At 55.9% G+C, this 6,256-nt stretch carries 5 protein-coding genes and 2 pseudogenes; 4 read left to right on the top strand and 3 right to left on the bottom strand.

Annotated elements, in window-relative coordinates:
• Positions 1–880, top strand: an 880-nt coding sequence (locus M3P21_RS21965) for a hypothetical protein (RefSeq protein ID WP_249713647.1), incomplete at its 5' end; no start/stop codon positions are given.
• On the opposite strand, the gene M3P21_RS21970 is transcribed toward M3P21_RS21965, so the two are convergent.
• Positions 861–2,414, bottom strand: coding sequence for a winged helix-turn-helix domain-containing tetratricopeptide repeat protein (locus M3P21_RS21970; protein WP_249713648.1), 1,554 nt, complete (start codon positions 2,412–2,414; stop codon positions 861–863). The two genes, M3P21_RS21965 and M3P21_RS21970, sit on opposite strands and share 20 nt — an antisense overlap.
• A 167-nt stretch (positions 2,415–2,581) precedes the next feature.
• Between M3P21_RS21970 and M3P21_RS21975 the strand changes: the two genes are divergently transcribed.
• On the top strand, positions 2,582–3,538 hold the full coding sequence (locus tag M3P21_RS21975; protein WP_249713649.1) for a homocysteine S-methyltransferase family protein: 957 nt from the start codon (positions 2,582–2,584) through the stop codon (positions 3,536–3,538).
• Positions 3,539–3,724: 186 nt separating this feature from the next.
• Positions 3,725–4,753 carry a peptidoglycan-binding domain-containing protein gene (locus tag M3P21_RS21980; RefSeq protein WP_249713650.1) on the top strand — a complete coding sequence of 343 codons (1,029 nt, stop codon included), beginning with the start codon at positions 3,725–3,727 and terminating at the stop codon, positions 4,751–4,753.
• A 132-nt stretch (positions 4,754–4,885) separates the two neighbouring features.
• Here the strand turns inward: M3P21_RS21980 and tnpA are convergent.
• Positions 4,886–5,302: pseudogene (gene tnpA / locus M3P21_RS21985) on the bottom strand (IS200/IS605 family transposase).
• A gap of 226 nt (positions 5,303–5,528) precedes the next feature.
• On the opposite strand from tnpA, the gene M3P21_RS21990 reads away from it, so the two are divergent.
• Positions 5,529–5,861, top strand: coding sequence for a hypothetical protein (locus M3P21_RS21990; RefSeq protein WP_249713651.1), 333 nt, complete (start codon positions 5,529–5,531; stop codon positions 5,859–5,861).
• A 99-nt stretch (positions 5,862–5,960) separates the two neighbouring features.
• Here M3P21_RS21990 and M3P21_RS21995 read toward each other — a convergent pair.
• Positions 5,961–6,256, bottom strand: a pseudogene (locus M3P21_RS21995) (hypothetical protein); the annotation flags it as partial.

Below are 6,256 nucleotides of genomic sequence, written 5' to 3' on the forward strand. Positions count from 1 at the left end.
GATGCTGGCTTGGGCCGCGATTTCAGAATCCCAGGGCGGCTTTGCTTGGTGGTGGGCTTGTTTTCTGGGTTTGCTGGGCTCATCGCTTGCCGCCACATTTGGCCTGGCTGTTCTGATTGCCGGGGCGATTTTGACTGGCACCGCTTCTGGTGTTGTTCTGTCTATCCCACTGTCGCACGGGATCGGCAGCATGGATTCGCCTGGTAGGTTTGGGCACGGAATGAGCATTGGATGTATCGCGTCTGTTGTGGTTCTGTCAGCCACCGCGGCAACCGGTATTTCGCTGCTGCCGATGCTTGCAGTGTTGGCTGGGGTCCAGTTTGTGTTGCTCCTGCAGCCCGTTTACGCGCGCGTGCCGCAAGCCAATTCGCTGGTAACATGGGCGCGCGATTTACGCCTGTTTCCGTTTTTTTGTTCTGATGGGATCTTATTGGGCGTTTCTCGAACTTTTTGCGCTGGAGCGCGGGGTCGATACGGTCAGTGGCTGGCTGGCCGCCAGTCTGGTCGTTTCGGCGCTGGGGTCCTTTATTGCCAGTGTGGTTCAGGATCACAACAGGCACAGAGTGCGGCTGATAGGGCTGGGTCTGGCGGCAGTATCTGGAGGACTGACCTATCTGGCGTTTTCCGAAGTGACGCTGGGCCTAATGATATTGTTCAATGCATTTGGGCTGTTTTTGTTCTTCCTTTGTATCTGAACGGCACAGACACGCCGGTATTGGGCATGGTGCGATATTTGTTGGGTTTTTCGCTTGGAGGCGGTGTCGGCAGCGTCATCATAATTCTGGGCGGCTACGCGGCGCTTGCGGGAGCTATCGTTTTTTCCGGGCTGATCGCAACGCCAGCACTCTTGCGGAATGACCCTAAGCTTCGGTCAAATTGATCCTAAGACCGGCCTTGGTCCAACCTCGGATGGCCATTGCGCCGCGCTCGGGGTTGATGTTGGTCAAATCCAGCTCGGACAAAGCATGTTCTTCGAATTCGGGGAACATAGCCCGCATGATGGTGACCGCTTGCTCTGCCTTGTGCATGTTGCCCAATTCTGCGTGCAGCCACGCCAAATGGGCGTGATACCAGAAGAAATCCGGCATGGGCACTTTTTCAATTTCAAGAAGTGCGGCCTCAAAGAAGCCCTGATCGGCATAGAGCCAGCATCGCGCATAGTGGTACCAGCCGGGGTGAACTGGGCTTAGCTCAATCGCACGGTCAAGCAGCTCGGTTGCGAGTTTGTATTCCCCCAAGAACAGATGGCACGAGCCGATTTCGGCAAGCACATCGCAATGGCCAGAGTTCAGCTCTAGCGCCCGTGCAGCCGCGGCCTGAAACCCCGGGATGTCTTTTTGATAAAAGATTGTCAGCGCCAACGTCATCTGGGCAAAAGCGTGTAAGCCATCGCATGCAACAGCGTTCCGCGCAGCGTCTGAGGCCAGCGCCAACGCGTCAACGTTCGGGCGCTGGTTGATGTGGTACCGGTACTCTTCCAGAAGCAACATTGCATAGGCTGCCCAGCCATCGGCGGAGTGCCTGTCCTGGGTCAACGCATCGCTCAATTGATCGCGGGTCGCGGCATGGATAACCGGGTCGTAGGAGCGATAATACTCGTAGAAACGGGCAACCAGACGGTAGGTTTCCCAGGTCTTGGTTCGCTGGATAGGCTCTGTCTGGGCAAGCCGGCTGGCCATGACGCCATGACGGCTGCCAAGCCGCCCAGCGATCAGGTCTGCGATCTCTTCCTGAATATCGAACAGGTCTTCGGTCTCGCCGCCACGATCGAACTGTTCGGTAGCCACCAGATGGCCGCTGACGGCCTCGGTCACCTGAACCGTCACGCGCATCTTTTGCGGTGATCTGCGAATGCTGCCTTCGATTACGTGAGAGACGCCGAAAGACCGGCTCATCTCGGTGATCGACATATTGTCGGTTGCGATTTGCGCTGTGGTTCGATGTGACAACAGGACGAATTCCCGAAAACGGGACAGGTTGGTGATGGTGTCCTCGGTCAGGCCATCCGCGATGTCGGATTCTTCTGTGCCACGACCTAGGCTGCGAAAAGGCAAAACGGCCAGAACAGTCCGGTTAGGTTGCAGACCATGGGATTTGGCCGTGTTCCGGGCGCTGATATCCGCGACAAACCGGAACCCTTTGCCATGGACTGTCCGGATCGTATGCTGATCACGACCGCTATCGCCAATGGCTTGCCGGACTTCCTTGATCGCCGTCGACAGCGTGGCATCGGTAATCGCGCGCCCTTCCCAGACCTGTTCGACCAGATCGTCCTTGAGGACAACGCGATCCCGGTTTCGGATCAGATACTCAAGTAGCTGCGCGGTCTGCGGCGTCAGACCGGAGCGGGTCCCGCCCCGCGAAATCTGAAATAGCTCGGTGTCGATCTCGCAATCGTTGAACGCGAATATCATGCCTTGATCCTATCGCTGACCCGGTGTTGCCGCGCCTGCGGTCAAGAGTAGCGCTCATACTTTCTCAGGAAAAGCTCAGAACTCGCGCGAGTCTGCGGCTGGTTCCGCATCTATCCCAATGGCACCGAATGACGCCCGCCAGCCGGGCGCTGACACAGGAGACAGGAATGAATTATCGAAACGCGCTTCCGCAATTGAACGGGCAGCAAATGCTGGCCGACGGCGGATTGGAAACAACGCTGGTCTTCCACGATGGTATCGATCTGCCGCTGTTTGCCGCCTTCAAGGCGCTGGAAAACGAACAAGGTGTTGAAGCCATCGACCGCTATATGCGCGGATTTGCCGATCTGGCGGTGCGCCATCATCGTGGATTCGTAATGGATACACCCACTTGGCGGGCCAGCCCACGGTGGGCTGCGGAACTGGGTGTCGACAGGGAACAACTCAAAGCAATCCACCGCGAGGTCGTCGCGACATTGGCTGGGATGCGTGAGAGACATGAAACCCCGACCTCGCCCTTTGTCCTCAACGGGGTGATCGGGCCGCAATGCGACGGCTATTCGCCCACCGACATTCTGACTGCCCCCGAGGCGGAAGCGTATCACCAGACCCAGGTTAACTGGTTTGCAGAATTTGGCGCCGACATGGTTTCGGCCATTACGATGACTTACGCGGATGAGGCCATCGGCATCGTACAAGCCGCAATCGAAGCCGAGATTCCTGTCGTGATCTCGTTCACGGTCGAAACAGACGGTCGGTTGCCTTCGGGACAAAGCCTGCAATCGGCCATCGAACAGGTGGACGCGGCGACGGGAGAGGCGGCAGCCTATTTCATGATCAACTGTGCGCATCCCGACCATTTCCGACATGTATTGGAACCTGGTGGAGACTGGACCCTGCGCATTCGCGGGTTGCGCGCCAATGCCTCGCGGTTGTCGCATGCCGAGTTGGACGAGGCCGAAGATCTGGACGATGGCAACCCGCAGGAATTCGGGGAACTGCACCAACAACTTGCCCAGTTGCTTCCGAACCTGTCCGTCATCGGCGGCTGCTGCGGCACCGACCATCGCCATGTCGATCATGTTTGCAGGGCCGCGCATGACGAGATCGTAGCCATGGCCTGAAACACACGGGTCCGGGTGACACCGCGCGCTGCGAGTTCGCCACCCCACCAAGGATCTGATGGGTCTAAAAGCAAAAAATGCCTGTGCGACGAAAAGTTCCTATCGAGGGCAGGTTCAAAGCAAGTCTGGCCCGGATCAATCTGACTATATCTGAACGTAACAAATTGAATTTATTGGAGAGTAGTTGTGAAAAAACTTAAGAATGGCTCCCGAGGCAGCGACGTCAAAGCGTTGCAGACCGCGCTGAACAAGACACCGCCAAAGGCGAAACTGAAGACCGACAGTATTTTCGGTGTCAAAACCGAAGCCGCGGTCAAGGCTTTTCAAAAGGCGAAACGACTTAAACAGGACGGAATCGCTGGTGAGAAAACGCTTGGCGCGTTGGGACTTGGCAAGCAGAAAAGTCAGGATATCGACTGGCCCTGGCCAGCGATGGATCAATCCATCGGGGGCAATTACAAGGTCTATGCCAAACAACGCAGGTTAGTCACCGCGTCGCTGAAAGTTGCAGGCAAGGTGAAAACCGCAGAAATGACTGCGCTGCAAAAGAAGATGGATGCAGCCCTGAAGGAGCTCAACCGCACCTTTCTAGCGCAGGACAAGCCCGCCCGGGCTGTCGTAGTCTTGGAGCGTTCGTTCCAGAAGGTCAAACGCGACAATCCTTCGGCCTGTGCCGGTATCGTGAAAAAGGCGAAAAAACTTGCGGACACCTCGGCCGAGGCAGTCAAAGCCTGGATCACTGCGGGGGAAACGGTTGAGACACTTGCCGCCGAGATCAAGCAGGCAGCTTCGGGCGCGCCGATGCTGCGCCCGGTTGAAAAGACGAGAAAACGGATCACCCGATACAAATCATTGGGCAAGGCGGACCAGAAAAGCATGGAAAAGAGCCTTGAGGTCTGCCGCCGATTCCCGGGATCCGGAGTGGACGCGATACGGGACAAGTATCTGGAAATGGAAAAAGAAGCCAATATACCCGGTAACTCCTCGGTCCCCCAAATCATGCGCAATCTGGTGGCGCTGGAAGTGCTCGAGATCAAGTACAACAAAGCAATCAGGAGCCAGCCTGCAAGCGAACTGAGCCGCGCGATGGATAAGATCAAGCGCACCGAGCAATTGTTAGAGGCCTTGGAGAAGGGTCGCCTGATCCGGCTGAAGCAAAAAGCCGCACTCGATAAGGAGCTTGTGAAGCAGGTCAAACTAGCGGTCGTCGCGTAGGTTGCCCCCTGCACCGGGATACCGGTGCAGGGTTAGATCACGTATTTCCGATGCCATAATCCGGTATGAACCAAGGCCAACGTGATCTAACGGAAAGATCCCGGCTCGGGACCATTCCGTAACACTGAACCACTACCGGCTGATGCCGATAGGATCAGCGATGTGGTTTTCGAGGCATTGCAGAACGATGTCTTCAGTAATGGCGCCGTTGGTCGTTGAGAAGTACCCTCGCCCCCAAAACCGGCGGCCCCAGTAGCGCCTGCGCAGCGCGGGAAACTCCCGCTGCACTTTGTGAGACGAACGGCCCTTCATCTTGCGCACCAGATCGGAAATGGCGATCTTCGGAGGCACCGAAACGAACATGTGGACATGGTCGCTCGAGAGCACCCCGCGCAAGATGTCGACCTCGTTCTCGCGGCAGACCTGACGGAGGATGTTGCGCACCCGCAGGCGCACCGCGCCGGTCAGAACCTTGTAACGATACTTGGTCGACTAGACGATGTGGTAGCGATGATAGAAAACGCAATGCTTGCCAGTGTCATATTGCATTGTCTTACCCTCTGGAAAATGAGCCTTCGACCCGGCTGCGGCTCATTTTCCAGAGGGTAAGACAATAAAACGATTCTTCGCGCTGAAGCCGATCCGACTGGAAGTCGGAGGGTTTCCTCCAGTGCGTGGATACTAAACCGTCAATTGATGCGCGGCTTGACCCCCTGGCCACCAATCCAGAATCTAATTCAGAAACAGGAGAAAAGTTATGATGAGAAGAGGTTTAATGTCGGCGTTTGTAATTGCCGGAGCCGCGTTGATGGTGCCACAACCCATAGCTGCCGAAAGGTCGATATCCGGTACCTATTCGATTCAGGGGCGAAATGTCGAAGGCCAGATATATCAAGGTGTTGCGAACATCGCGCAGGAGGGATCATTCGTGAATTTCGAATGGAGGATCGGCACCCAGGTTATTAACGGCGCCGGGTCCGTCGATGGCAGGGTTGTAACCGTCGACTGGGGCTCCGACTCTCCGGTCATGTATGTGTTGATGAGCGATGGCGAACTGCACGGTACATGGGCCGACGGTCTGGCGCTTGACAAACTGACACCACAATAGAGATCGACGCATCTGATCCTAAAACCAAAGCCCCACGGCATCGTGGGGTTCCGTTGCAAAGTTAGCAATTGTTCGAAATCCTGCCTTTTTGCCGATGGATTAAGCAGCCAGTTCTGCAATTTGCACAAATTGACAGAGTCCGGGCGTGAATTGACCTTTGTGGATTATGTGCGCGACTTCTATACCTGAAAGAGTTGCAGATGCAGATTCAAAGGACTTGAAGCCAAGCATCGGGCGTGTTTGTCTTTTAGTGAACCAGAGATCTTGCTCCACGATTTTAATTAGGACTTTGATGGAGTGGATACCCTCCTCGTTGCTTGGTGATACATCACCATTCTGGCACATTGCGATGTCGTAGAGCGGGGGTACCCACTCCATCAAAGTCGTCCGATGCC

The organism is Ruegeria spongiae (genome assembly GCF_023502395.1).
Taxonomy (GTDB): Bacteria; Pseudomonadota; Alphaproteobacteria; order Rhodobacterales; family Rhodobacteraceae; genus Ruegeria_C; species Ruegeria_C spongiae.